This is a genomic window from Haliea sp. E17 (assembly GCF_048323675.1).
Lineage (GTDB): Bacteria > Pseudomonadota > Gammaproteobacteria > Pseudomonadales > Halieaceae > Mangrovimicrobium.
Window position 1 is genome coordinate 449342 of record NZ_JBLWFK010000002.1, and the last position, 23211, is coordinate 472552.

Here is a 23211-nt window from a genome sequence, read left to right on the forward strand (position 1 = left end):
GGTCAGTCCTCGATATCGTCCACATCGACCTGCCCGGACAGGCGCCGGCGGATATGCGACCAGGACATTCCCACACCCAGTATCAGCGATATGAGTATCAGTACTACCCAGCTCATCGTGCTGCTGGAATCCAGGCTGAGCCAGCCAATATCCACCAGCAACCAGACCACACAGGCAAAAAATACCGCCCCGAGGATAATGCCCAGCCAGCCGAGGGAGAGAAATGTCGCGCGCAGGAAGATGATCCAGCCGATGAGCAGGACAACCCCGACCAGTGCCGGTATCGGACCAAACTCGGTATGCATCACCCAGGACACGTAGCAGTAAGCCGTGGGGTTGTAGGTGCCGAGCACCAGTAACAGGGCAAACAGCCAGCGGCTGACGATACTCAGGGCGTTGAAGTCCTTGGCCATTTGTTGGTCCCTCGGGTATGGAATCTTACCGGGTCAGAATAGAAGAGACCCTCGTGTTTAGGCAAGCCGACATCGGCCCGGTAATCCCGGGCTTTGTGCCGCCACCGTTTCTGGCGACACTTCAGGGTTATGGTGCGCCCGGGTGCTTCCGGCGTATCCTACGGGTCCATTTTCCCGTTTCCAGCCCATGGTCAAACTGAACTCGCTGCTGCTTACCTTGCTGATTGCCGTGCTCGGCTTTGCCGTCCCCACGGCCTTCGTATTCTGGTTTGCCCAGCAGCAGGGGATGGAAGCCGAGCAGGAGCGCTCGCTGGTCTACGCATCGGAGGTGCTGGCAAAGTCAGAGACGGTCGTCACCAGCTTTACCGACCTGGTAACCCGGTTGTCACCGCTGATGGTGGGAAATCCCTGCGATCCAGAAAATCTCGACCTGATGGAGTACGCGTCGCTTTCGGCCCGGGACATCAAGGCTCTCGGCTACGTTGAAAACAACCAGTTGCTGTGCTCCTCCCTGAACATTCCCGGGCGCACGTTCGACATGGGCACAGCGGACTATGTTCTGCCCCTGTCGCCGCCGCTCATGGTCCGCAGCGATGTTTTTATCCCGCGTATCGGCGATATGGAATTCGTGGTTTTCGAACAGGGCGGTATCTCCGGCATTATCCAGGCGCAGCAACCCCTGGAAGCCGTCGCCGACAGCGAAGACATCCTGGTGGCGGTCTACGGCATTGGTCGCGAACGTTCCCTGTTCGAGAATGGCGCTATTGGCCTGGACTGGCAGTCACACCTCCCGGAACCCGGAACCTCCGCCAGTTTTGTCGAGGACAACTATATTGTCGCCATCGCCCGGTCCGTGGACTTCGGGCTGATCGCGGTTGCCGCCCGGCCGACGACCTACCTGCAGGCCTATTCCCAGGAATTGCTGGCCTACCTGCTGCCCATCGGCCTGATTGCCGGTGCTGTCCTGATCTGGGCTATCGCCTTTCTCTCCCGCCACCAGCTGGCGATGCCGCAGGCGATCAAATCGGGCCTGCGACGTGGCGAGTTCTACCTCGTCTACCAGCCCATCATCGACCTGAAAACCGGGCGCTGGACAGGCGCGGAGGCCCTGATGCGCTGGCGCCGCTCCAACGGCGAAGTGATCAGCCCGGAAGTGTTCATGGCGGTGGCAGAGGAGTCCGGGCTGATCCACCTGATGACCGAGCGGCTGTTCGAACTGGTGGAACAGGATGCGCGCAAACTGTTCGCGCTCCACGATACCTTTCACCTCTCACTCAACCTCGCCGCCTCCGATATTCACGATCCCGCGGTGGTCCCCCGCCTGCAGCAACTGATGCGCAGCTGCAGGGCCCGCCCCGGCCAGTTGTTCGCGGAAGTCACTGAACGTGGCCTGACCCGGCCAGATCAGGCGATCGACATCATTCACCGACTGCGGGAAGAGGGCATTCCGGTCGCGGTCGACGATTTCGGCACCGGGTATTCCAGCCTTTCCTACCTCGAGACCTTCGATCTCGACTACCTGAAAATCGACAAGTTCTTTGTCGACTCTATAGAGGCGGACGCCAGTGTCGCGACCAGTACTGTTCTCCTGCATATCATTGAAATGGCAAAGAGCCTGAAACTGCAGATGATTGCCGAGGGGGTCGAAACTGAAGCACAGCGCGCCGCGCTGCTGGAATATGGCGTGGATTACGCCCAGGGCTGGCTGTTCAGCAAACCGATGAAATGCTCACTGCTGCTGAAGCGCCTGCGCAATGAAATGAAGCAGGCACCACCTGCCTTGACCGGTATGCACATTCCCTAGTCAGGGGGAGGGGCTGCCTGCAGCGCCAGGCCCCCGGTTCTCACACCAGGGTAAGCGCGACGGCCGCCTGCTCGATACGCTTGAACGCGGTGTCGTCGGTCATGTCGTCGAGGCCCAGGATAAGGCGTGTTACTCCCGCCTCGGCATAGGCAGGCAGCAGGTCGCGGGCATCGCCGAGGCTGGTTTCCAGCGCCCAGGGCGGGCGTTCGCCGATGTTGATATAGGCTGCCGGAACCAGCAGGCTGATGTCCATGGCACTGGCGTCACGACCCGCTTGCGCGCAATACTCGCGCAACTGGGCCAATTGTTCGCGAACCTGCAGCGGGCTGAGCATCGAGGGTAACCAGCCGTCGGCGATGGCGGCCACCCGCTTCAGGGCGCGGGTATTGTCGGTCTTGTCGTTGCCGGAACCGAGCAGTACCGGCGGATGGGGTTTCTGCCAGGGCTTGGGGTTGGAGTGCAGGGGCGGGAAGTTGTAGTAGTCGCCGCTGAATGACGCCACCTCCTCCGTCCAGAGGGTTTTCAGCGCCTGCACGGCTTCGGTGGCCATTTTTACCCGCAGCCGGTAGGGCGCGCCCATGATCTCCGATTCTTCCTCGATCCAGCCGTGGCCCACACCCAGTACGAAGCGACCCCGTGCGATCCGGTCGAGTGTTGCGACCTCCTTGGCCAGCACCAGTGGATTGCGCTGGCTGACCAGGCAGATATCCATGCCAAATACGAGGGTCTCGGTGACCGCCGCAGCAGCCGCCATGGTCACGAAGGGGTCGGGCATATGCCGATAGTTCTCCGGCAGCGGAACACCGTAGCGCTGGGGATCGGCGATGTTGGCGGGAATGACGATGTGTTCCCCGGTCCACATGGACTCGAAGCCCAGGGCTTCGGTATGCTGGGCAAGCTCGGTAAAGGCGGGGCCAAACCAGGGGTAGTTCGCTGAAGTTCCTATTTTCACGTAGTTCGCCTGTTGTTATGGTGTTGCGTGCCTCCCGGGGGAAGCCACGGCGATTGAAAAGCCAAGTTTCACTCTAGCCGACACCGGCGTCAGGGTAAATGGCGCGCGGGCGCCAGTAGAGCGCGAGTAAAGTTCTCGTGCCATGAGAGTACAGACCCTTGCCGAAAACCCGCAATAAAGTAGATCCTGGAAATGCCGGACCTGATCGTTACCCCCACATTGTCGATTCCTGAACGCGAGATCGAAATCACCGCTATCCGTGCCCAGGGCGCCGGCGGGCAGAATGTGAACAAGGTCTCCTCTGCCTTGCACCTGCGCTTTGATATCAGTTCATCGTCGCTCCCCGCGCTCTACAAGGAACGCCTGCTGGCGTTGCGCGACCAGCGGATCAGCAAGGACGGGGTGATTGTCATCAAGGCGCAGCAATTTCGCACCCAGGAAAAAAACCGCGACGATGGACTGCGGCGTCTCGCGGACCTGGTGAGGAAAGTTACCGTCGTCGCCAAAACCCGGCGAGCGACAAGGCCGAGCAGGGCGGCGAAAGCCCGGCGGATGGACAGCAAGACCCATCGCGGGAACATCAAGTCGCTGCGCGGAAAGGTGACCGACTGAATCCCATGGGCTTCAGGCAAGGGGAGACACTACGCCATTAACCGCCATACTTCAGGCTGACCTGTAGCAGGTAGGTAGCGCGACTGACATATTTACCACTGAATGTACCGAGCCCCGGTATCGGCTCCGTGCTTACCGGTGAGTCACCAAAATCCATATAACTGAGTGAAGCCTCGATGCAATAATCCGGCTTCCATTGCCATTCGGCGGCAACGCCCAGCGACGCGATCGAGTCCAGTCGCAGCGACATGGTGCGCTCCTCGTCATCAATCATCTGGCTGGTGACCATGCCGCCAATACCCAGCATCCAGCGCTCCGCGACCGGCCAGGAGTAGCTGACAGCGAGGGCGAGGATATCCTTGAACTTCTGCTCTGAAGCAAGAAATCCCTGGCCGTTGAAGTAGAATTCGGAAAGGCGGAATTCGCTGAAGTCGATCCACGCTCCGTCTATGGTCACCGCATGGCGATTGGAAAATTCGTGATACAGGCCGAGCAGGACAGACTGCGGCGACTGGCTCTGTACCTCGATATCGGCTCCCAGCACACCCAGGTTGCGCATCACTTCCTCGGTCCTCGGCCCCAGCCCCGAGAGTCTGTTCTTGCCTTCCTGGGTGGCGTCAATCTGCGAGGACCAGGCAATTCCCAGGCGTGTCGCTGCATCCATCTCATACAGCGCGGAAAGGCCAAAGCCGAATTCCACACTGTCGGTTTCGATGCGTGATTTGCCATCGCCATAGCCCGGGTCAAAGAGATTGGCCACGGCCCGTTCCTGTTCATAGCTGGCGTAGGTTATCGCAACGCTGCCAGCCACCGACCATTTGTCATTCAGGCGCCGGGCGAGGCTGGGCAGCGCGCTGATATACAGGGCGTCATACTCCCGCAGAAAATAGCGCCCGGGCCAGTCGCCCAGGTCATCGGAAAATCCCGCGCCGAGAACCGTGAAGGAAAATGCAGTATTTTCGTTGATGGGTTCCACGTAGAAGATGCGCGGTACCACGGTATCGCTGGAACTCTTCGAGGTGGAAGGATCACCACTTTCCTCGAAGCCGCTTTCCCACTTGGACTCGCTGCGAAACCACATGGCTTCAACTTCGATTGCGCGTTTCTCCAGGCGGGTACTACCGGCCGGGTTATTGCCCGCGGTAGCGGCACTGTCGGCAGTTGCGGCCAGCCCGGAAAAGCCGGGGTAGGGGCGAGCGGTGACATCGGTCACGTGGAGTCCTGCAGCCATCAGCAGGGCAATCGCCAGGCGCTGACACATCACGAGCAGCAGCCGGGTTCAGCAGGGAAATAGTGGCGTTCAGTCATCGCATAACAGTTCAATCTTGGTTCTGGCAAGCTGAACAGCCTCGACGGTCGCCGCGTCCACCAGTTGCTGCTTGGCCGCCAGGCATTCCTCGGCTTCCTGGCGCGACTCCCCGGCAACCTCGGCGATTGCACTGGCGTTTTCTGTCTTGCAGTACGCCGGCGTAACCCTGCGCAGGTTGGCAGTGTCTCCCGCCTTTTCTACCGCCACGCAGTCCCCGCCGCGTATTTCACGCTGGTCGGTCACCACCTGGATCAGGCCAGCCGAGCCGAGATCCACTTCGTAGAGCATGCCGCGGGTGCTGCCCTGTGCCCCGCTTGCAATCGCACTGCCGGCGATACCGCCAATGATCGCGTTGCGCGCCTTTTTGCTGGACGACTTGCCTTTCGCGGACAGCAGGCCGAGGGAGCCGCCGACAACCGCACCAGCGGGCACCGCGCCGCTTTTCAGGTCTATTTCACGCCCGCCCTGTACCACCCCGTACTGCACGGTCACGCTCTGTCCGGCACGCTGGGCCAGTGCGGGGGATGACGCTACCGTGCAGACCAGCAGCAGGGAGAGTGCCGCGCCGTTGAACGTTCTGCTGAAAAAGGTCATTTCCGCCTCCGGGAATTTCCTGTCATGGGTTGTGCTCACTGGTTAACGTGTGATCCCAGGCGTTGCCCTCCAGCGCCATCGTCCTGCCAAGTGCAAAGAGTGATTGCATATACACCGGATCGAAGGGTTCACTGGACGTGTTCTGGACATCCTGGGGGATATAGGCCAGGTGAAAGTCGAGGTTGTCGCGATGGGCGGTGGTGAAAATACGCAACAGGTCGCCCAGCCCCTGCTGTTTGATCAGCATGGCCATGGCGCGTCCGGCTATCGCGGTCAGGCTGGGATTGACCACGACAGAACTGGCCTGCAGTGTCGAATTGCGAATCACGTACAAACTGCGCTCGCGCCTGAGGCCTTCCTCCCGGGACAGCTTGCCCAGTTCCATCCACAGGGGATAAATAAAGGCCTGTGCGGCTATGCCGCCGTCCACGTGCATTTCGGTGTAGGTCTGTCCATCGACCTGCACACTGAAATAGACGGGGGGAAATGCGACGGGGATCGATGCCGATGCGACGAGAATGTCCCGCAACAACTGCAGTGCCCCGGGCTGGCCGCTGGCGGCAATTTCCCCCAGGTCCCAGAGAATACCCCGGCCAGCGTCGAGGTTGGTGGTGCCGACCAGCAACCGCCGCCCTCGCAGGTGTTGTACCGCAATTTTCGCCATCAACTTTTTATCCACCAGCGAGGCGACCTGGGCGCGCAGCGGGGCAGAATCGGAAACCGCGTCACCGCGCAGTGCCGCCAATGCGGAACGTTTCTCGAGGATGTCACTGGTACTGGTGCCGGTGTAGAGTTTTTCCAGTACCGGATCGTAATCACTGCCGAGGAACGCGAAGGGGGCCATCAGGGCGCCGGTACTGATGCCGGTGACCACGTCGAAGTCCGGCCTCGACCCCTCCTGTGTCCACCCCACCAGCAGACCGGCACCGAAAGCGCCGTTGGCCCCGCCACCGGAGAGCGCAAGGATTGCCGCCGGCGCATCATCGGGAACGCCTGCCGCCCGCTTTTGCGCCAGGATATGGGACAGGCGGTTGTAGATTTCCTCGTCCCCCATGACATCCATGATCCGGGCATGGGGAATGCCGGGGATCATTGCATCCTGCTCCCGCCCCGTGGGAACCGGGTGACGCTCTGGTGTCGAGGCGCAGCCCGCCAGCAGTGCCAGACACAGCAGTACGAGGATTACAACCCGCGTTCTGATCATCGTTTAGGGTGTGTACCAGATCGGCGAAGTGTAAGCCCGTTCCTGTTGCGTGGGCGGTATGCCCTCAGGTAAATCCACACCGAAAAAGGCCGCGTCGTAGGTGGTCCAGTTGGGCGTGGGTATTTCCAGTACCCGCACATAGTAAAACGCGCGTTCTGCGGGATCGAAGTCCGGGTCCTGCCAGTAGGCGAGCATCAAGGCGTCGCCAATGCTGTTGGTATAGGTTGCGTTGGCGACATCCACGGTATTGCCTACTGCCTGTTCACAGCGACCTTCGTCGGTGATCACCCGGTCGTCTGAACAGGAGGCGTCGTAGACGCGCTCGTGCAATTCGCCCTTGCCGTCCATCCAGCCCTTGATCACCTCCACCCGATCGAGATTGGCACCGTCGAGGTCGCGCAGTGCGCGGATCACCAGGACCGGCGATTTGCCCTCGGGTGCGGACTTGAGGTCACCACCCATGGGCACACCGCGCTGGTAGCCCGCTTCGGCAAAATCCGGCCGCTGCACATCGGCTTCGCTGAAATCCCAGCCGCCAAACACGCGCACCGTTATCCGGGTACCTGTGGTGGCGTAGACTTCCTTGCGGGCGAGGGCATCCCAGATGCTCTCCCGGGTATTCTCCTTCGCCCAGACGCCGGCCAGGCCCGCCGCCAGTGATTTGACGTGGCGGATGGTAATGTCGGGACCGCCTGGTTCCTGCAGGTATCCGGTTATTATTTCCTCGAAACGGGCCGGCTCCTTGTCCGGCTCAACAGGTGTCGCCTTGCCAAAGAAATTGTCCTCCTGGGTGGTCGCCAGTGAGGTATGGGTGTCCGTGGAGCCAAGCATGCCGAACTTGAAGGGGTTGGCGCCCAGCTTCTGCTCGTATTGCAGGCCGCGCTTCAGGGCTTCGCGCGCATACTCGCGGGGCAGCATCTCAGGCGTCTTCGGCTGCGGCCCGAAACTGCCCTTGTCCCAGGTGCCATAGTCGGCAAACTCATCGCTGGGAGAGAGGGCGGGGTGCGTCTCGCCATCGCCCTTGATCTGTGTCACTTCCATTACCGGCTCCCAGCGCATCCGGCGCTGCGCGTAGTCCTTGCTAAGGCGTTTGCCGCTCTGGGTCCTGTCATCGAACATCAGGCCGTTTGACAGGTTGCCGTTGTGGGGGATGGCCAGCAGGTGTCCCCCTGTCCGGCTCTCATAGTCAGCCATCCACTGCCACAGGTCTTCCGGGTCTGTCGTATCGTAATTGGATATCGGAATCACCTGGTCGGCCAGGTGCTTGCCGTCGCGAAACAGCACATTGCGGTGGAGGTTGTTGCCGCCGGGACTCGAGGTCCACTCGAAACCGATTATCGCGCTGAACACCCCGGGCTGGTTGTATTTTTCCGCGGCGCTGGTCAGGCGCTCCCACGCTGTGCGGGTAAGTGCGTCGTTCCCCGCCAGCGGATCCTTGCGCACGGTCATGCCCTGGCCCCAGAGGGCGTAGGCGTCGCCGTAGCGGCCTGCATAAACCAGCGAGGAAATCTGCCGACCGAAGTCTGTTTTCAGCAGTTCCGGGTTTCTCTCGGCGATCATCGGGGCGAGTCCCAGGTTCTCCGAGTGGTCGGAGACGACGATGAAGTCCAGCGGCCGCTGCAGGCGGGCGCGGACTCCGTTGCTGGCGACCACCAGCTCCCCACGGGCAAAACGGTAGGCTTCCTCCGGCCCGAGGATGTTGCCTACCATGCCGGCGTCCGTGGAATAGGCGGTGTGAACGTGGGTGTCCCCCCAGAACACCTGCTGTGGGTAGCCATCGTTGAGGTAGGGAGAATATTCGGCTTCGCCCAGGTGGCTATCGGCGGAAGGTTCCTCGCCGTAGCCGGCATAATCTCGGGAAAACGCTGGTGCGACAAGTACAACTGTCGCGCCAAGAAAAACCGCTGCAAGCTGTGTCTTCATTGAAAATGCCTCCGCTAGAAACTCCAGGTAAGCCCGAGAATGAAACCGTACTGTTCAACGTCGTAGACAAAGCCACTGTTGTCGTAGTCCACGTCGAAAATCCGGTAACCGACAGTGGTCCCAATGGCGTCACTCCACTGGTAGCCGAGATTGATCGAGGCGTCGTAGAACATCTCGGAACTCACGCCGAATCCACCCAGCCCCGCCCAGCCGGTAAGGTAGAAGCGGGAATCCCCCAGTGGCGTGCGGCCTTTCATGCCGACAAAAGGATCGATCCAGTCTTCCTGGCTTTCGATGCGTTGCCCGGCTAGCTGACCGAGGCCGCCGCTGAACTTGAGCGTCGTGTCGACATCCCAGTAACGGGCACCGATAAACGTATCCAGGTTCGCGCCGTTGCGGTTATAGATTTCGTAGTAATAGGCGAGTGAGAACAGCGTATTTTGCGAAATCGACTTTAACTTGAGGTCAATCTGCTTTACCAGGTCTTCATCGGACTGGGTATCGGTGTAAAGAAAGTCCATCAGGAAACCGTGCCGTCCTTTTTGGCCGGTAAGGATCAGCATGTAGCTGGCTTCATTGTCGTCGAAGGCGTCACTGGGGCTGATATCGATCGGCACGTCGGGAAGACCGGGAATGGTAGCGACGTCACCATCGACACCGGCAAACCAGATGTAGGGGCTGAGTCTGAAATCCCAACTGTCGTTCGCCTGTGCGCTGCAAGGCATCGCCAGTGCCACGAGTAGTCCACCGACCAGGGTCTTATTCATTGTCGCTATCCTCACGTTTTAGCGTTGGTTTTACTCGCTGATTTTCTGCGCTTTAGGCAACTCGTAATGGGCAAATGCGTCGAGATCGGGGTCGTAAATACGCATAATGACGTCCAGGTCCTGATCCTTGCGTACGATGGGCAGCCAGTTTTTTTCTGGCACACCCTCGGGCTTCTCTGCCGCGATATGGATGGTAATCCCACCCTCGGCATCCAGTTTCATACCGCCATTTTCACCCACGCTGTATTTCTTGCGTTCGTTGGGAATAAAGAAGCCGTTGGCGGAGTCGTAGAGGGTAACTGACCAGAATGCCCTGGCGGGCGGGAGTTGGTCCCTGGCCATCTGTATGACGTAGTCATTCAGGGCATTCATCACCTCACCGTCGTCGGTCAGGATCGCGGGGTAGACCGCCTCTGAGGCGGGCAGCCCAATCGGGCCGACTACAGACTGGAACAGCAGCGTATCCGCATCGATGTGTCCCCGCGTCCTGAACATCCGGGGAAGCAGCGCGTTCATGGAATTCCCATCGAGCATTCTGGAAAACTCTTCCTGCCTGATCTTGTCAGCTATATTCCGAAAGCGAGTGCCGTCATAGCCATGGATCTGAACCGGATCGTATGGATTACCCGGTGCTATGCCCATGGGTGCCAGCGCGGCGAGCAATTGCTGGTCCACCGGATCGTTGGGGTCGAGCGTCGAATGGTTGATCGCAAATTGCAGCACCTGGGGGAAATTGTTGGCGTAGACATCGGAATCGGTCTGGCCCACCTGGGGAAAACCGGGATCTTGCAGGGGTTTCGCTGGATCACCCTTGAACTCACTGAGGCCACGTGCCTCTACCGATTTCATCTGCTCGATAATACGCGCGAATCGCTCGGGTTCATTCGCGTGGGGCATCACCCGGAATACAGCGGAAACAAAATCGCCCGTCATCTCGAAATTTTGGTCAATTCCGTCAACCGGTGCACCCTCGTATCCCGCCGTGCGCGAGGTGTAAAAAAGCACTTTACCCGGTGTATGGAAATCACCCTTGGTCACCGAAAGAGGTACGTTCACGTAGTGGTCATAGCCGGTAACCATCAGGGATACGTACTTTGACTCGAAAGCCGGAAACTCGATTATTACGGGTTCCGCGCGCAGGTCTAGCATGCACGAAATGTACAGGGTATCGTTGTTCGGCCGCGCGATATCGGTCATGGTGGCGTCCTTGAGTACCGTATCCGCCACGCAATTGTTCCAGCCCTGTTTCAGGGCGAACTTGTTGTTGACGTTGTACATCGCCACGAAGGGGTAGGAGTGTCGCACGATGGCGTCGATCTGGCTGTCGTCCAGGGCGTCCGGCTTCGGCATCGATTGTGCAGCAACCGGAGCCGGAGACTCGCTCGGTGCGAGGGGTGGGGGCTCCTGGCCAGAACAGGCGCACAGGTTGAGCAGCAGTGCTCCGAGCGCGATGCGGCAAACATTTTCCATTTCTTTCTCCCTTGCTGTTTAGCCTCTGCCGGTGGTTACCGGAAAATCAGGTATGGGCGTGCTCCCCGGGTCACCAGTGGACGGGGAATGGTTTTGTCCGGGCTCGCGATGTGCATATGTATTCTTCCAGTAAACTCGTACCCTGGAATGGGTCAATGGACCGACTCGCGCGATGCAAGCCCCCTGGGTGGCGCAGAACATGTGGTCCGACTCGGCACGTACGGAATTCCCGACAGCGACCGGTGTGTCGCGACGGGCGTTCGCGAACCGGCTATCAGGCCGATATCCGGAACGAGAAACATGGTCCGTGCTTGTCGAATGTTGTCAGTAGACCGATGCATTTTTCTTGTCCTTTCTGGTCATGACCCGTTTCAGGCTACCAGGGCAGTGCCACTACGGACGACACGGTGAAGCGTAACTGGTAATCCGGGTCGAAGTCGTCAGGCGACTCCAGGTAGTGCAGGGTCTGGCGGCCGGATACGGGCCCCCAGCTTTCGGCGTACAGGGGCGCAATACCGCCGAAAAATGACAGTGCAATAACAGGGTTGGGGTCCGAATCCTCGCCATATGTGCCAATCCTTCGGAACAGGCCGGTATCGCATCATCCCCCGGCAGTTTTTAATGTTCTATCGTGTAGCTATTTACGTCAAAATGAACAGAGCCTGCATTGATCAGGGTCAAGGTTTGACGGTTTTGGGCTTCGGCACCAGGGGCTGAATCAGAACCGCCGGAACAAGCCCACGGTAAAAGCGGTAACGGAAGCGTCATAGAACTCGATGTCGTGGTCCTCGGTGAAGTAACCCGCCGTCAGGTTCAGCGCCCAGGGTTCCCAGCCAAACGGAGCTGAATAGAACACCGTGGCAGATGCACCGAAGCGCTGCGCATCGTCGCGCTCACCGTAAACCGGGTTGCTACGATCGTATTCCATATCCTGGTAAGCGACGTTGAATACCCATCGCCAGCGTGGATTGTGCAGGTAGATATAGTTCAGGCTCGCCCCGTAGCCGTCGCTGGCCATGGCGCCACCGTCGAGGTCTGCCTCACGAAACTCCAGGGACGGGGTAAGGATGTGCCTGCCTTCGCCGAGCTTTGCCTCGTAGCTCACCTTGAACTGGTTCAAATCGCCATTGCGGTCCAGCAGCTTGCGCTGGCCCGTACTCAGTCCCAGGCCTTGCCCGCTGCGTTCGTTGTCGATATCGATGGACTTGCTGGAATATTCCATCTCGAAGCCGCTGCCGAACATACGTTCCCAGGTGAGCCGGTAGCCTTCTCCTGTGCGTTCGGTATCCCGTCGCTTTACGTCAGTCTGGTAGGGGTCTTCCCAGACATCGGCCGCCAGGCTGGTCGAAACCAGGGCGAGACCGAAGATTCCGGCGCCACCGGCATCCTGGCGAACGCCCGCAAGGGCTGAGAGGTCGAAGGTCAGGAAATCTTCCAGCAGGTTGCCCGCGTAAATCTGTGTGCGGGTCGAGGCGAAGGTGTAGGACAGTTCGAAGTTCAACATGGGAACGACGGCGCTTTCATTGTCCGGCTCACCGCTGATGTCATCGGTGACCGCATCGCCAACGTCCACGATGCCACGCGCGAGCTTGGCTATCATGTTGCTCTCTATATCGAGTACGCCAGCGCCGACATTGACGTAACCGCTCAGGCCGCTCTTCTCGGGGATAATGGTGACCGCATTGACTGGACTACCGAAGGTCGTCAGGCAAAGACCGGTCAACATGGGCACGGCTGCCTTGAGAAATTCCGCTTTTCGCTTTACGAACATAACACCTCCCCGAGCTGTGCAAATTTTTTAGTAGCCTCTTTAATATAGTCACAATTTTTATGGGGGTAAAGAATACACCCTACAGAACATACGTGAAGATTTATCGCGAGTGGGATTCGTGACGCAGGTTGGGGAAAGATCGCGTGAGCAGGGCGAAGAGAGATCAATGCAACAGGATTGCGTGGATTTCAGGCAGGCACAAAAAAGCCCGCAGAATCTTCGACTCTGCGGGCTTTTTTGTATATGGCTCCGCCTGCTGGGCTCGAACCAGCGACCCAATGATTAACAGGCCCCTCAAGTGCACTTTGGTGCTCTGCGGTACTCTTCGAAACACCATTGAAAACAAAGATATAGCGTAACTTCCTATGAGTCAAGAAGAGTGGGAAAGTGTACAAAAGAGGGGCGTGTTGTTCCCTAATTTGTACCCTCGATAGGGTCAGTTCGAGCAATGTTTAGCCAGGTGCTATATTGTCCGGCAGACTACTAAGACAATCCGGATGTCATCCAATGGGAATTGATTCCCCCCTCTACATAGGCATTGATCTGGCGATTGCTAAGAAGAAACGCCTTCCTGTAGTGGCCTGCCAGTGGCGTGAGGAACAGTGTCTTCCACTACCGCTCCGATCGCTCGATATTGTTCCACCCATTGGTTCCGGAAACATCGGTGCTCTTGATCCTGTAGCGGTTTGTGAATTCGCCAATGAGGTTAGCTGTTATCTCCAAGAGATCAGCCGCTACTACAGTGCACCAATTGCTCGAATAGCCATAGATGCTCCTCGTGCCCCAGCACTGGCCGTGCAAGGACGTCGCCAGTGCGAGGTGGCACTAGATCGAGCGGGTATTAGTTGTATACCAACACCTGTCGACGTACAGGTTGTGCAAATATTAGCCAAGGCAAGGATGCACATCGAGTCTGGCGGTGCTGAGTCTCGAATCCCCCATGCGAATCAGCTTTGGATGATCTACGGTTTCGAGTTGTTCCGTCAGCTGGAAGAAATCGCTCCCTGCCTTGAGGTGTATCCCCAATTGACGGTTCGACTATTGGAGGCGGGTGATACTCACAAATCCAAACCAGGTGCTGTCGAATACCAGCGGATGGTAGCCGCAGTTCATACAGGCTGGCCCGAAGACTTCGGCCCCCAATTGGGGGAGGTCGGTCATGGAGCACGGCATGATCAGTTGGACGCATTTTTAGCTGCATGGGTCGCAGCGCTACCTGAACCACGTCGACAAGCCTATGGGGTTCCTCCACACGATGTTATTTGGGCGCCTAGGGTAGAGGCGAGCAAGTTTAGGCCTACTAACGAGGAAAAGACTGCTAAAGCAAAACCTGTCTCCGAGCCCATCAGTACCAGTCTACGCGAGCACATGGTGTGCCCCGCATGCCAAACGTATAACTTCAAGCGATGGCCGTTGGGCTGGGATGCGCATGCGGCTCATCGCTGCGAAGGTGTAGAAGGAGATAGCCCTGAGGCTCGCAAAGCTGACTTTAAGGCTCGGTTTCTCGTTCCGGTAAAGCGTTGAAATTTGGCGCCTTTGGAGTACAGGGGGGGGGCGGCGAGTTGGGCCGTGTCGTGAAGAGTATAAAGGCGTGTTTTATAGTTATCTCTTTGATAATCTTAAGGTTGTTTAGATCAGTCAACAGATCAATGGGATTCAGATGCCGTTTGAGAAAGGCCAAAGTGGAAATCCGGAGGGGCGGCCCAAAGGTATCACGGACCGCCGTATGCGGGTCCGCGATCTTCTGGAGCCGAGTGCCCCCGAGCTGGCCGCGAAAGCCGTCGAAATGGCGCTGCAAGGAGATTCGGTCATGCTAAAAGCGTGTCTCGATAAATTGATCCCTAACGCCCGTGCGACCGCGGATTCACCCGTATTCGAAGGGAAATCCTTGGCGGAGCAGGGGCGCTCGGTCATAGCTTTAGTGTCAGGGGGGCATCTCCCCGTGGAGTCTGCTCGTGCGGTAATGGGGCTACTGGAACAACAGGCTCGCCTCGAAGAGCATGGGGACCTGGAGGAGCGAATAGCTGCATTGGAAGAGGCTAAAAATGTCGCTTAGAAATCGGATTCGCAACTTAGAAAAGGCGCGGCGCGCAAAGCAGCGCGCTGGTCTTCCCTCCGTAGTTCTTGTCCGTGAGGGTGAGAGCGAGGAAGAAGCCTTCGAACGCACTTTTGAAGGGTTCGAAGTACCTGAAGACCACGCGGTCATCATAGCCCCAGAGCCGTTATCGATAGAGGAGTGGGAGGCGAAGTACTCGCCGCAATGAGCCCTTTGTATACCCATACTGTATCCTGCGGCGGCTCGAGTCAGACCGATTGGGGGCGAGCGAATGATAGGCTATCAGCCATATTGAAGAACATACATTGGGGGCGCCGTGTCCACCACATATAAAAGATTGATAGAGGTGAGTCGCTGCATCGACGGGATTCCGGTACAGCTGGTTCTCCAGCGAAGAACCACTTCTAGCGAAGAAAGTTCCTGGTTTGTCCTTTGTTGGCGCACTCGGTATCCCGATTCAGGCGCCAACAGGCGCTTTTATTGGATCAAATCAGGCTATTGGCTAATGCCCGCAATAATTGCTCGTGACATGCTGCTCGAAATGGATTCTTTGGGTGGATTCGACGAACAGTATTTTGATCTTCGCCGTCGACCGAATTTTGCAGTGACAAATTCGACTGATTTGGGCCATGTCCGCCGCGATTACGTTTTAGAAGAAATTACAGCGGAGGAAGAAAATTGGGGGGATAGCCCGCAGTTTCTCGTATGCTCAGATCCGAGTAGTTATTGGAAGAAGGTCATGTTAGTAGACACCAACCGTCAGATGGTAATGTTTCGGTCAATTACCTTGGACCCTCTATACAAGCCCAAAAAAACTATCCGTAACGGTGCTGACTGGTGGTTGGATAACTCAATGATCGATGCCAACGTCCAACAGATGGGGGCTATGTCAGATGCGCTGGAAACGTTTCTAAGATAGTACGATATTTCAGATTCACTCGGAAGGAGGCTGGTGGATTCCACAATACATTCTAATATGTTGCGTGTAATCGCGTGTTTAGCAAGTGATAGGCTGTCAGCGTGCGTGGTGTTCAGTACCCGATAGGCCAACTGCTATCGACACGTGCCTCATTCCTCCAATTCCGTTATAAGATGATGAAGCTGATCTGATTCTGAACGAGGATCAAGGAGAGATAGTTGGATTTAATAGAGCAGACAACGAATTCATTGTCATCAGCTTCTGATCCTGAATCATCGCCTATCAGTAAAGCGATGACCGTACTTTGCGCCTATTTCCGTGAATTCCTAGAGACAGACTTTAAAAAAGCAAGACTACCCAAACGTAGGTACTCAATGCGGGATTCTAAGAGTAACCGAATGGGGGTGCGGATAGAGCGGTTTAGCCAATTTCGTCATCTAATAGCCCAAAAACTAACACAGCGCACCGCGAGTTTGGCGATCAATCCTGGAAAGTATCGTGCAGACCTAAGCTTGACCGTCCGTGCAGGTATTGACAGTGCAATCGATAGTGTCGATGCCACTCAGCTTCGTTCCTCAGCGCTTCTAATACCCAATGCTTTGATACAACGCTACAAAATTGAAAAGAATCTTGATAAAGCTACGAGCGACGCCCGTCAAGCTCTTGCAACCGGGCTCCGACGTGAAATAGTCGAGCCTCTAATTCTGCTCCTAGAACCCGTATTCAGTGACAAAGATGACATTGACGATTCGTCCAGTGCACGTCAGCTAGAAGGATACACTGACGAAGTAGTGGAACTGTTGCTTGATGAGGCTGTAGAAGTGCTACCCGGGGCTGTGGCTGACTGCTTAGTCAAGAATGAAACCGGCACATTTGTTAGCCTGGTTGAAGATTTATGTGACGTCAACCGTATAAAACTGGTACTCCAGAATTATTTCTCTCACTTCGGTGCGGCAGATCTTTTTATTGATCTGCGTGAATTACTTTCTAGTCGACAGCTACTTGAAAATACCTCCATCTATCTCAACGTTGGAGAGATTCAGCACAAAACAAATAAATTTCCTTTGTATTATATCCCGCTCGATGTCGACCTCGATGGTTCTTCCATTCGAATGGGGTTTCAAAGCTTTATCTATGTGAACAAGCCTGCATGCGATTACATCGCTGGTGAACTAACGAGACAAACCGACCGCACGGTTCCAAATCCAATCAGTGAGCGAATCTTTCATCAAGAAGATCAGCAAACATTCATTGATCTCATCGAAGTTACGTTGCACAAGATTCTCGTTGGATTGCAATGCAACGGTGAGGTAGATTTCTTAGCCTCAGTACTTCAGTCAGCCATAGGAGATGGCTTTAGAATTTCCAATGAAATGAGTCTATCTTTGGCTGATCAAACGGATGAGGCCATCGTAAATGACTATGAAATGCTGATGTCGGGTCTGGAATCTGATAATCCGCTTGTTATCGAATTCGAATCGTTAGTAAGTTCCTTTTTGTCGTCCAATCCCGTCTCTATAGAGAGGCAGATTGATACCGAATGGCGAGAGCTCGGGGTTCCAGATCGACTGGTATTTGAAAGTCCGCTGCCACTAGCGGAAGAACAACGTAAATTGATGCAGGCAGTTCATAATGAGAAATCGCGGGTAATTGTTGTAGAGGGTCCCCCCGGAACTGGTAAGTCACACTCCCTGGCCGCTCTAGCATTTGATGTTATACAGCATGGGAAAAATGTTCTTATCCTTTCTGACAAAACGGAAGCACTCAATGTTGTTGAAGGGAAGTTAAATGACGTTATCGAGCGCATACGAGGCGATGAGGCGGAGTACGTAAATCCAGTACTCCGGCTTGGTCGAGATTCTGTAAATTACGCAAACATCGTAAAAACAGCATCTATCCACAAACTTAAAACTTCTCTTCAGAGCTTTAAGTCTAGTGAGAGTATATTCAACCAAGAATTTGATGGTTTGCGTAGCACTTTGACGAAAGACGTACGCGACAGAATTGATGCGGGTAAGAATCTAGACCTCCGCGAAGTCACTTCCTTTTACCAAAGAGAGGACGCGTATCGAGAACTTGTGCCTGAGTCTGATTATTTTAGCGATGAGGATATACGTTCACTCAATATATTGTCCCGGTTCTTCAACTTGCTGGATGAAAATAGAGCCTTCTTCGGACAGTTTTTTCGTGGAGATAATGACTTAGAGAATTTGAAGTCATTGCAGAGATTACGTCCTGCGCTAGGCGATGTGAGTAAGGATCTTAAAAAGCTCATCAAGACGTGGCCAAAAATTAATCTCGACCGAGCAGAACAGTTAAAAACTTTACAGAGAGAGATCGAGGACGAAAAGATGCCTGTCTTCGGTTATTTATTTCGGAAAAAATTTTTAAAGCAGGCATCTAGAACAGCTTCTGACATCCTGGGAAGCGACGTTGATGACGTTCGAAAGATGAGAGAAACATTTCTTGAATTGGCTAGTATACGAAATGACATTGAAAACGTCCTGAATGGCCGAGCTGTAGGTCCTAGTTTGTATCGCGAATTTCACTCATGCATTTGCGCTGGAATTACATTGAATAGAAAAGATGTTGTACTTATCGAGGAGTACCTTGCGCTCGATCATCAATCGTTACGTAACTACGAGGTCCCAGTTGATATTAGAGAGCTTCTTGGTGCAACTGAACAGGATCAAAGAAAACTAAAAGAGTTTTTTGAGCTCCGTGAAGAAGAGCGTACGCTTTCCGAAAAATTTGATGCGATTCCGGAGTATGACTACCTAAAGATAAAGTCAGACTATGAGGACCTTTGTGCCAAACGCATTGCAAATATAATTGATGAACGCGTCGTAAATTTTGTTGAAGAGAAGAAGAACGACGCGAAACTTATAAAAGATATTATTCGCAACAAGTCAAAGTTTCCGGTCGATAAATTTGGAGCGCTACGAAATGCTTTTCCAGTAATGATTGCTGGCTTAAGAGATTATGCGAACTATATCCCTTTAGAAAAGGGACTATTTGATCTTGTTATTATTGACGAAGCATCTCAAGTTTCAATTGCACAGGCACTGCCGGCAATACTTCGTAGTAAAAAAATAGTGTTGATGGGAGATCGTAAGCAATTTGGTAATGTAAAAGCGGCCACGGCTAGTAAAGCGCTCAACAATGCGTATTTCCAAGAAGTTAAGGAAGCTTTTGAAGGCCTTGAAACAGTGCTAGATACTGGCTTGCAAACACGCTTGAAAAATCTCGACGTTACCAAGAGTGTCATGGATTTCGGCGAAATGACTTCCAATTTCTCTATCATGCTACGCAAGCATTTCAGGGGCTACCCTGAAATAATATCTTTCTCGTCTAAGCACTTTTATGGCAATGCTCTGCAGGTCCTAAAGTTGAGAGGCAAGCCTATTGAAGATGTTCTCGAGTTTGTGATTTCGGATCAACCCGAATGCTTTGAAGAAATTCGCAATGCCAACAAGTGGGAGGCTGACGTAATCATCGAACGCCTAGAGGCACTAATTAATCTTGATGATCCTCCCTCAGTAGCCGTAATCACCCCTTTCCGCGAACAGCAGAGATATATAAATGACCAGGTAATGCGTCATCCGAAAGCTGTCGAATTTCGGGAAAAGCTCCATATCGCAATATTTACTGCGGATACCTGTCAGGGAGAAGAAAGAGACATCATCTTTTATTCGTTCGTTGCTACCCGCGGGCAAGACCGGCTTAACTATGTATTCCCCAAAGATATGGATGGCGTAACTGAAGATGAGACGGATGGCCTACTCAAATTTCAACGCCTAAACGTAGCCTTTAGTCGGGGTAAGGAGAAGCTAGTCTTTGTATGCTCGAAGCCAATAGAAGAGTATAAAGGATCAGCCAGACATGTTCTGCAGCATTATAAGAGAGTCTTGGATGGTGCAAAGCAACTACCCTCTAAGGATCAAACTGATTCTAAGTCTCCAATGGAAGCTCAATTGCTTGAGTGGCTGGCAAGCACCTCATTTGCAACAAAGCATCAAGGTAACCTCGAGATGATTCCTCAATTTCCCGTAGGTGAATACCTCAGATCAATAGACCCATCATATAGACATCCTGATTATAAGGTTGATTTTCTTTTACGTCTGAGAACAGACGATTCTATACAGCAGGTTATTGTAGAGTATGACGGTTTTGAATTTCATTTTGAAAAAAATAGGGCTATCAATAGTGGTAATTGGCAGCATTATCTCTTGGAGTCAGATGTAGAACGAGAGGCAATACTGGAAGGTTATGGGTATAAAATGCTTCGAGTAAATCGCTTCAACATAGGAAACGACCCTATCTCATCGCTCGACAAGCGACTTAATGACGCCTTTGGTGTACTTGACGCAGCAGAATACGAAAATGAGGTCCTCTATGGAATCAAAACGCGTACTGAAAAAAATCAAAAAGGCTTGGAGGAGGGCACCCATAAAACGTGTAATAAATGCAATGAAATAAAACCGCTCGGGCAGTTCAAGGATTCCTCGTTAAAGAGTGGCTATGGGCGTATTTGTAAAAGTTGTAAAGGGAAAGTACGTATTACCCGGTCCTGGTACAGTTAAGAGTTCTCGTTCCATAAAAGTTCGTTTGAATTGAGTTATATAAGTGCTCTGCATGGAACTGACCAATGAAATCGATCATTAGCGTGTCGCAAGCCACAAGATTTACTCTGGAGCAAATGATGGCCGGTCATGGGCTCTTTCTGATTTTTGGATAATGTCCGCTTTCGCCTAGGAGCGGAAGCTCCCATTGTGAAGGTGGGGATGTGAGTTGGCTTACTCCATGCGAATGCCAAAATCCATTATCCGACCTACCCTCGTTGAAGGGTCGCTTGGCGTAAAGATGTGAAATGACCACTTGTCGACTGCTAGTGCAGTACCTTCGGGCCAATACCACCCGAAGCCGTCGGCAGCACGAGTCAGACCAGTGACTTCAAGCCTAATTTGCGGAGTCAGTTCGACCGCCTTTACGGCATCGATCAGGCTTTGCTTCAGCGTGTCAAACGCTGCGGCGGTCGCCTTGATCTGGATATTAATAGAGAGGACTCCTGGCTTGATTTCGCCGTAGGGCGGAGCCACTTCATTTTCAGACCTGAACACGTCTAGCTGAACGTCAACAGGCTCATTATGGTTCCACACAGCAATGCTGACGCCAAGCATGGTCAGCCTTTGAGAGTGGCCTCCATTTTCAAACTCGCTGGCGTAATTCCATTGAACCGGATTGAATCCCATAATGCTCAAGGGCATATTCCTTGTCAGTTATCTTCCTGGCATCGTATCTCAGGCCGTTATGTACAAAAAGCCTTATAGATTTTCAGAGTAAATCCTCTGGTTCCACATCACAGTCCCTACCGCATTTCGGACAGATGGGATAGCCTGGCACCCGGTTTGTCTGTGGAGGTTTAAAGTCGATCTTGCAGTCAGGGCAGGTCCACACGCGAGAGCGGCGTTCGCGCAGTGCTTTAGCTTGGCGTTTTCGGTGAGCTGGCAGGGCCTTTTTCACCATTTTTTCCATGAACTTGCCCATGCGATGGCTCCTTCTGGCTTGATCGAATGGATGCTTCGATAGAACACTACAATCAAAGTCCCCGTTGGTACAACTTATGTCGGTCTAGGAAATGAATGCCCATGCAGTTCTAGGGCAGTTGTGATCGAAGCAAAGTTTGGCGTCTGGCACAAAGCACTCTTTTAGCTCGCCCTATACCTGCTTAGATAAAGTCGCCTATGAGGTGGAAGCGGACATTGAGCTCACACTGCAGCTGCACACTCTAGTTACTTTGCCAAAGAAGGGGCACGGAAACCGAATGATTGCCGCTCATATGAGTAAGAGCTAGTTGAATTTTGGCCAGCTAAACCGGATGCCGTCGATCTTCTACAAGAGTCGCCAGGTTGTTTGTCACATGTGTCCAAGTTCACATCTGTAACATGTCGTAATTGATTGTCAGTAGTAAGCCTGGTTTCATATTGGTGTCCGGTTTAGGACGAATACGGATCGATCAAATATACGGCGGATTCAAAAATGAAAAAGACACTTTTTACCGTTCTGTTAACTGTAGTGGCGAGTGGTGTTGCTTTCGGCGTGGCGATAGAAGATCACAATCACGACGATCCAACTGTCAACAGCCACGGTGGCGGCCTAGATAGTAGAGGAGGGCATAACTGTTCGGCAAAGTCTAAGGAAAAAGGTCTCTGTACCGGATATCACTACCACCGTTAACGCCACAAGAGCCCCCCGTGAGGGGCTATCTCCACCTTAGAGCTACGCAAGTACAACATGCGAAAACCACTCCTAGGCCAGGGGTGGTGGGCGGCTTTCTGTAATATTAAACGAGTTCTCTTAGCGAGATAGAGATAGATACTAACGTTTGCCTTTACGCCAGTCATAGGGATTTATTGGATGAGGGTCAGACCACAAGCCCCATTTTCGGCCTTTCGCCTCATCCTCTGCAGACTCATACCTCTCTTGGTCTTGGGGTGTTTGTTCAGATCTGTAATACCGGTACCACCAGGCCATACCTGCGGTGACCTGAGCAAGGTTGGCATCAAGTGTTAACCCGCAGGAAGGGCAGTCATTGGGCTGGACCCAAACTTTGCCGATAGTCCTGCCATACCGATCAGTTTTGGTAGCCTCAATTTTGACCATCTTTCCGGCTACGAGGTCTGCCAGATGGTCTCGGGAAGCAGTCCCAAAGGGTTGGCCGCGCTCTGGCGCATCTATACCACTCAATCGGATTCTGTGTTGTGTATTTGATTCATCAAGGACCTTGATAGTGTCTCCATCAGTGACAGCAACAACCCGACCGCCAATATCGGCAAAAGTGGGGGAGACGAGCAGTAATATGAGGAAGGGTAAAAATCTGTTCAATGTAACGTTCTCTGGTGATAGGGCTGTGTATGAGATTCTAAGACTAATTCAAGATGTCTCTCAATTTCTTGAAACCAATATTCTGAGGCGGCCGAGGAGTCAAGTTCTTCGAGACGCTCGAGTGCCGCGTACAACGAGGCAGTTAGTATGTCACTGGTGTCATCCATAACAGCCAGGTTAACTGCTTTTTGAACAGTTGATCATCTATTGATCGAAATAGATGGAAATCACTATGTATGCTACCAGGAAAGTTATTGTATATATTTCATCTGAATACCAGTAATGCTCACTTTTGTACTGTACCAACCTAATTTCCTAACGGACCCAATGATCGAGGATCATGAGATATGTAGACTTGCATGATGTTCATTCGCGTCGTTGCTTAGAGTGTCGCTTAATTCCGCGATTTGGGTAGTATGTGTATATCGAAAGAATGAACTCGCGGAGAGGAAGGGGTAGATTATTTAAGAGCGCCGTGGATTTGTATAGGCATTAATTGATGCATCAACTGTCTGTCGGAAAAGCCTGTACT

At 53.9% G+C, this 23211-nt stretch carries 18 protein-coding genes; 7 read left to right on the plus strand and 11 right to left on the minus strand.

Features of this window, described 5'->3' with window-relative positions; genetic code table 11:
- Positions 1–2 precede the first annotated feature (2 nt).
- Entirely contained in the window at positions 3–413 is a 411-nt protein-coding gene (locus ACNKU3_RS05165) for a DUF6524 family protein (protein WP_418258350.1), read from the minus strand.
- Between the two features lie 187 nt (positions 414–600).
- Here ACNKU3_RS05165 and ACNKU3_RS05170 point away from each other — a divergent pair, with 187 nt between their 5' ends.
- Positions 601–2217 (plus strand): EAL domain-containing protein, encoded by a 1617-nt coding sequence (locus tag ACNKU3_RS05170; RefSeq protein ID WP_418258351.1) that lies wholly within the window; start codon positions 601–603, stop codon positions 2215–2217.
- Between the two features lie 40 nt (positions 2218–2257).
- Here the strand turns inward: ACNKU3_RS05170 and ACNKU3_RS05175 are convergent, their stop codons facing one another.
- Positions 2258–3169, minus strand: coding sequence for a TIGR03619 family F420-dependent LLM class oxidoreductase (locus tag ACNKU3_RS05175; RefSeq protein ID WP_418258352.1), 912 nt, complete (start codon positions 3167–3169; stop codon positions 2258–2260).
- A gap of 192 nt (positions 3170–3361) precedes the next feature.
- Here ACNKU3_RS05175 and arfB point away from each other — a divergent pair, with 192 nt between their 5' ends.
- Positions 3362–3781: an alternative ribosome rescue aminoacyl-tRNA hydrolase ArfB gene (gene arfB / locus ACNKU3_RS05180; RefSeq protein ID WP_418258353.1), complete on the plus strand. Its 420-nt coding sequence runs from the start codon at positions 3362–3364 to the stop codon at positions 3779–3781.
- Between the two features lie 37 nt (positions 3782–3818).
- On the opposite strand, the gene ACNKU3_RS05185 is transcribed toward arfB, so the two are convergent.
- From ACNKU3_RS05185 to ACNKU3_RS05215, 7 genes are all read right to left on the minus strand, one after another.
- The gene (locus ACNKU3_RS05185) at positions 3819–5042 is read right to left on the minus strand and encodes an OmpP1/FadL family transporter (protein WP_418259023.1); all 1224 of its coding nucleotides are present in this window, start codon (positions 5040–5042) and stop codon (positions 3819–3821) included.
- Between the two features lie 39 nt (positions 5043–5081).
- The gene (locus ACNKU3_RS05190) at positions 5082–5684 is read right to left on the minus strand and encodes a hypothetical protein (RefSeq protein WP_418258354.1); all 603 of its coding nucleotides are present in this window, start codon (positions 5682–5684) and stop codon (positions 5082–5084) included.
- Between the two features lie 22 nt (positions 5685–5706).
- Entirely contained in the window at positions 5707–6888 is a 1182-nt protein-coding gene (locus tag ACNKU3_RS05195) for a patatin-like phospholipase family protein (protein WP_418258355.1), read from the minus strand.
- A 3-nt stretch (positions 6889–6891) separates the two neighbouring features.
- A complete protein-coding gene (locus ACNKU3_RS05200; protein WP_418258356.1) occupies positions 6892–8811 on the minus strand; it encodes a DUF3604 domain-containing protein in 1920 nt (639 codons plus the stop codon).
- 14 nt (positions 8812–8825) lie between these two features.
- The gene (locus ACNKU3_RS05205) at positions 8826–9578 is read right to left on the minus strand and encodes a hypothetical protein (RefSeq protein ID WP_418258357.1); all 753 of its coding nucleotides are present in this window, start codon (positions 9576–9578) and stop codon (positions 8826–8828) included.
- A gap of 30 nt (positions 9579–9608) precedes the next feature.
- Positions 9609–11048: a DUF1214 domain-containing protein gene (locus ACNKU3_RS05210; RefSeq protein WP_418258358.1), complete on the minus strand. Its 1440-nt coding sequence runs from the start codon at positions 11046–11048 to the stop codon at positions 9609–9611.
- Positions 11049–11766: 718 nt separating this feature from the next.
- Positions 11767–12819: a DUF2860 family protein gene (locus ACNKU3_RS05215; protein WP_418258359.1), complete on the minus strand. Its 1053-nt coding sequence runs from the start codon at positions 12817–12819 to the stop codon at positions 11767–11769.
- 507 nt (positions 12820–13326) lie between these two features.
- Between ACNKU3_RS05215 and ACNKU3_RS05220 the strand changes: the two genes are divergently transcribed.
- The 4 genes from ACNKU3_RS05220 (at position 13327) to ACNKU3_RS05235 (ending at position 20377) form a co-directional block, all read left to right on the plus strand.
- Positions 13327–14343: a DUF429 domain-containing protein gene (locus ACNKU3_RS05220; protein WP_418258360.1), complete on the plus strand. Its 1017-nt coding sequence runs from the start codon at positions 13327–13329 to the stop codon at positions 14341–14343.
- A gap of 136 nt (positions 14344–14479) precedes the next feature.
- Positions 14480–14875 (plus strand): DUF5681 domain-containing protein, encoded by a 396-nt coding sequence (locus ACNKU3_RS05225; RefSeq protein WP_418258361.1) that lies wholly within the window; start codon positions 14480–14482, stop codon positions 14873–14875.
- Positions 14876–15380: 505 nt separating this feature from the next.
- Positions 15381–15794, plus strand: a complete 414-nt coding sequence (locus ACNKU3_RS05230; RefSeq protein WP_418258362.1) for a hypothetical protein — start codon at positions 15381–15383, stop codon at positions 15792–15794.
- 218 nt (positions 15795–16012) lie between these two features.
- On the plus strand, positions 16013–20377 hold the full coding sequence (locus ACNKU3_RS05235) for an AAA domain-containing protein (RefSeq protein WP_418258363.1): 4365 nt from the start codon (positions 16013–16015) through the stop codon (positions 20375–20377).
- A gap of 213 nt (positions 20378–20590) precedes the next feature.
- Here ACNKU3_RS05235 and ACNKU3_RS05240 read toward each other — a convergent pair whose 3' ends face one another.
- Complete coding sequence (locus tag ACNKU3_RS05240) at positions 20591–21055, minus strand: hypothetical protein (RefSeq protein ID WP_418258364.1); 465 nt, start codon at positions 21053–21055, stop codon at positions 20591–20593.
- 778 nt (positions 21056–21833) lie between these two features.
- Between ACNKU3_RS05240 and ACNKU3_RS05245 the strand changes: the two genes are divergently transcribed.
- Positions 21834–22031, plus strand: coding sequence for a YHYH domain-containing protein (locus ACNKU3_RS05245; RefSeq protein WP_418258365.1), 198 nt, complete (start codon positions 21834–21836; stop codon positions 22029–22031).
- A 141-nt stretch (positions 22032–22172) separates the two neighbouring features.
- Here ACNKU3_RS05245 and ACNKU3_RS05250 read toward each other — a convergent pair whose 3' ends face one another.
- Positions 22173–22679: a thermonuclease family protein gene (locus ACNKU3_RS05250; protein ID WP_418258366.1), complete on the minus strand. Its 507-nt coding sequence runs from the start codon at positions 22677–22679 to the stop codon at positions 22173–22175.
- Positions 22680–23211 lie beyond the last annotated feature (532 nt).

Excerpts from the sequence above, each read along its gene's own strand:
- ACNKU3_RS05165 (WP_418258350.1), bottom strand. The coding sequence starts at position 413 with ATGGCCAAGGACTTCAACGCCCTGAGTATCGTCAGCCGCTGGCTGTTT.
- ACNKU3_RS05170 (WP_418258351.1), top strand. The coding sequence starts at position 601 with ATGGTCAAACTGAACTCGCTGCTGCTTACCTTGCTGATTGCCGTGCTC.
- arfB (WP_418258353.1), top strand. The coding sequence starts at position 3,362 with ATGCCGGACCTGATCGTTACCCCCACATTGTCGATTCCTGAACGCGAG.
- ACNKU3_RS05185 (WP_418259023.1), bottom strand. The coding sequence starts at position 5,042 with ATGTGTCAGCGCCTGGCGATTGCCCTGCTGATGGCTGCAGGACTCCAC.
- ACNKU3_RS05190 (WP_418258354.1), bottom strand. The coding sequence starts at position 5,684 with ATGACCTTTTTCAGCAGAACGTTCAACGGCGCGGCACTCTCCCTGCTG.
- ACNKU3_RS05195 (WP_418258355.1), bottom strand. The coding sequence starts at position 6,888 with ATGATCAGAACGCGGGTTGTAATCCTCGTACTGCTGTGTCTGGCACTG.
- ACNKU3_RS05200 (WP_418258356.1), bottom strand. The coding sequence starts at position 8,811 with ATGAAGACACAGCTTGCAGCGGTTTTTCTTGGCGCGACAGTTGTACTT.
- ACNKU3_RS05205 (WP_418258357.1), bottom strand. The coding sequence starts at position 9,578 with ATGAATAAGACCCTGGTCGGTGGACTACTCGTGGCACTGGCGATGCCT.
- ACNKU3_RS05210 (WP_418258358.1), bottom strand. The coding sequence starts at position 11,048 with ATGGAAAATGTTTGCCGCATCGCGCTCGGAGCACTGCTGCTCAACCTG.
- ACNKU3_RS05215 (WP_418258359.1), bottom strand. The coding sequence starts at position 12,819 with ATGTTCGTAAAGCGAAAAGCGGAATTTCTCAAGGCAGCCGTGCCCATG.
- ACNKU3_RS05220 (WP_418258360.1), top strand. The coding sequence starts at position 13,327 with ATGGGAATTGATTCCCCCCTCTACATAGGCATTGATCTGGCGATTGCT.
- ACNKU3_RS05225 (WP_418258361.1), top strand. The coding sequence starts at position 14,480 with ATGCCGTTTGAGAAAGGCCAAAGTGGAAATCCGGAGGGGCGGCCCAAA.
- ACNKU3_RS05230 (WP_418258362.1), top strand. The coding sequence starts at position 15,381 with ATGCCCGCAATAATTGCTCGTGACATGCTGCTCGAAATGGATTCTTTG.
- ACNKU3_RS05245 (WP_418258365.1), top strand. The coding sequence starts at position 21,834 with ATGAAAAAGACACTTTTTACCGTTCTGTTAACTGTAGTGGCGAGTGGT.